Origin of the sequence: uncultured Leptotrichia sp., from assembly GCF_938036635.1 — a bacterium.
Taxonomy (GTDB): domain Bacteria; phylum Fusobacteriota; class Fusobacteriia; order Fusobacteriales; family Leptotrichiaceae; genus Leptotrichia; species Leptotrichia hongkongensis.
The window spans coordinates 1-2,998 of sequence record NZ_CALHQO010000436.1; the positions used below are offsets into that span (position 1 = coordinate 1).

The 2,998-nt window shown below is 29.9% G+C and carries 2 protein-coding genes; both read left to right on the forward strand.

What is annotated here, in order from left to right; all coding sequences use genetic code 11:
• Positions 1 to 67 precede the first annotated feature (67 nt).
• Entirely contained in the window at positions 68 to 2,167 is a 2,100-nt protein-coding gene (gene nrdE / locus Q0370_RS08690) for a class 1b ribonucleoside-diphosphate reductase subunit alpha (RefSeq protein ID WP_299574703.1), read from the forward strand.
• A 45-nt stretch (positions 2,168 to 2,212) separates the two neighbouring features.
• A partial coding sequence (locus tag Q0370_RS08695) for an AbiH family protein (protein WP_299574706.1) occupies positions 2,213 to 2,998 on the forward strand: 786 nt, incomplete at its 3' end.

The following is a 2,998-nucleotide window of genomic DNA, read 5'->3' on the forward strand; positions in this document are numbered from 1 at the left end:
ACATATTAATGAAATAATAAAATTTTTAAATGATAAAAATTAATTAATAAATAGAGGAGAATTATAAATGGTAGATAAAAGAGCAAAAAAATGGATATACCTAAATAACGAGATAATGGTAAAGCAAGGGGAGGATTTTCAGCTTGAGAAAGATAAGGAGGCTGTTTATTCGTATTTTGTAGATTATGTGAACAAAAATACGGTGTTTTTTCATAACCTTGAGGAAAAGATGAGATATTTGATAAAAAATGATTATTATATTGATTTTTATGAGATGTATAATCACGATGAAATAAAAGAAGTATTTAAGCTGGTTTACGATAAGAAGTTTAGATTTGCTTCGTTTATGAGTGCATCTAAGTTTTACCAAAGCTATGCTTTGATGGATGATTCTGGAGAGAAGTTTTTGGAAAGATATGAAGATAGAATTGCTACAGTTTCACTTTATTTAGCACAGGGAAATGTTGAAAAGGCAAAAGAGTATGCTTTGATGTTGATAAATCAAGAATATCAGCCTGCTACGCCAACTTTTTTAAATTCTGGAAAAAAACGTTCTGGAGAGCTTGTTTCTTGTTTTCTTGATGAAATGGGAGATAATTTGAGCGGAATTGGATATGTTTTTGATTCTTCAATGAAACTTTCTTCGATTGGTGGAGGAGTTTCGATTAACCTTTCTAAAGTAAGGGCAAGAGGAGAGTCAATAAAAGGAGTTGAAGGCAGAGCTTCTGGAGTTTTACCAATTATGAAGATTTTAGAGGACATTTTTTCGTATGCAAATCAGTTAGGACAAAGAGCTGGAGCTGGAGCGGTTTATTTGAATGTTTTCCATTCTGATATTAATGAATTTTTGGATAGTAAAAAAATAAATGTAGATGAAAAAATCAGAATAAAATCATTGTCGATCGGAGTTATTGTTCCAGATAAATTTATGCAATTGGCAATGGAAGATGAAGTTTGTTACACATTTAATCCACACACAGTATTCCTAGAATATGGGCAATATCTGGATGAAATGGATATGAACGAAATGTATGAAAAACTGGTTGATAATCCAAATGTTAAAAAGAAAAAAATAAACGCAAGGGAACTTCTTGTAAAAATTTCTCAAACGCAAAAAGAGAGTGGATATCCTTATCTATTCTTTAAAGATAATGCAAATAAGGAACACGCATTAAAAGAAATCGGAACAGTTAAATTCTCAAATTTATGTACTGAAATTATGCAATTATCAGAAGTTTCAGACATTAATGCATATTATGAGGAAGATACGATAAGACGTGGAATTTCATGTAATTTAGGTTCATTAAATATTGCAACTGTAATGGAAAATAAGAGAATAAAAGAAGCCACAAAAGCGGCAATTGATTCACTTACAATGGTATCAGACTTGACAAACATTGATATTGTTCCGTCAATAAAAAAAGCAAACGACGAACTGCACTCAGTAGGGCTGGGAGCAATGAACCTGCACGGATACTTGGCTAAAAACTTTATTATGTACGAAAGCAAGGAAGCGCTTGACTTCTGTAACGTATTCTTTATGATGGTGAACTTCTATTCATTGGAACGTTCAATGGAAATCGCAAAAGAAAAAGGCGAAACTTTCAAGGACTTTGAAAAATCTGAATACGCCAATGGAAACTATTTTGACAAATACATTACAAAAGAATATATGCCAAAAACAGAAAAAATAAAACAGCTATTTGAAGGAATCTACATCCCAACAAAAGAAGACTGGGCAAACCTAAAAGAGCAAGTAATGAAACACGGAGTCTACAACGCCTACCGAATGGCAATTGCTCCAAACCAGTCAACATCCTACATAATGAACTCCACAGCCTCAGTAATGCCAGTAGTTGACACAATCGAAGTAAGAGAATACGGAGACAGCACAACTTTCTACCCAATGCCATACCTGACAAACGACAACTACTTCTTCTATAAGTCAGCATACGATATGGATCAAAAAAATATCTTGAAACTAATTTCTGTAATCCAAAGACACGTAGATCAAGGAATCTCGACTATCTTGTATACAAAGAGTACAGATAGCACTAGAGATTTGGCTAGACTTTATATTTATGCACATAGGCTGGGGTTGAAGTCGCTTTATTATACGAGAACGAGAAAGGCGACGATTGAGGAGTGTATTTCATGTTCAGTTTAATAAATATTTTATAAAAAATCAATATTTTGAGAAAAGGAGAAATTTATGAATACAGAAAATGAAGGAGTATTGTATGTAATCGGTAATGGGTTTGATTTAAATTTAGAGTTAAAGACATCATACAAGTATTTTTTTGATAATATTATTGGTTTAAATAAAAAGAGAGAAGAGTTTAGAAATTTAGATAATTTAAGTGATATTGAAAGAAAAGATTATTTTGTACGTTTAAAATCTAATAGTGAAGAATTTTTATTAAATATGGGATTGTTTTTTATATTTTTGTTGTTAGTTGAAACTGAAAAAGATGAGTGGCAATCAATCGAAGTACAAATTTCTAAATATATTGAGGATATAGTAAATATTTTAGAAGATAATCTTAATGAGCGGAATTATCAAGAAGTTATTGATTATTTATATGAAGGATTTGGACTAAAAAAAATAAATAAATTATTGAAATTTTACGTTTCAACAATACAATTAGAGCAATTTGCAAATTTAGAAAGCGATACTAATTTAGCCAAACTTCAAGATGAAGTATTTAAAATAATATCAATGCAATTAAAAAAATGTGAATCAATATATAACTTAATTGAATTTAAAACGAAATTACATGTAACAGAACCTGGAATTATAAATGAAAAAGAATGGGAAAATTATTGTAAAAATATTGTAAATACAATAGATTATATTAATTTTACTTTAGAGAATTTAGTTAGTCCTGATAAAGAATATAAAAAAATTAATGAAAATGGCAATTTTAAATTTGAGGTAGGAGAAAAAGGTAAAAGAAAAATTGAATTTCTTAAAAGAGAAGGAAAACCAACAAATATT

What these genes read in the sequence shown, in the direction of transcription:
- nrdE (WP_299574703.1), top strand. Translation starts at nt 68, where the DNA reads ATGGTAGATAAAAGAGCAAAAAAATGGATATACCTAAATAACGAGATA.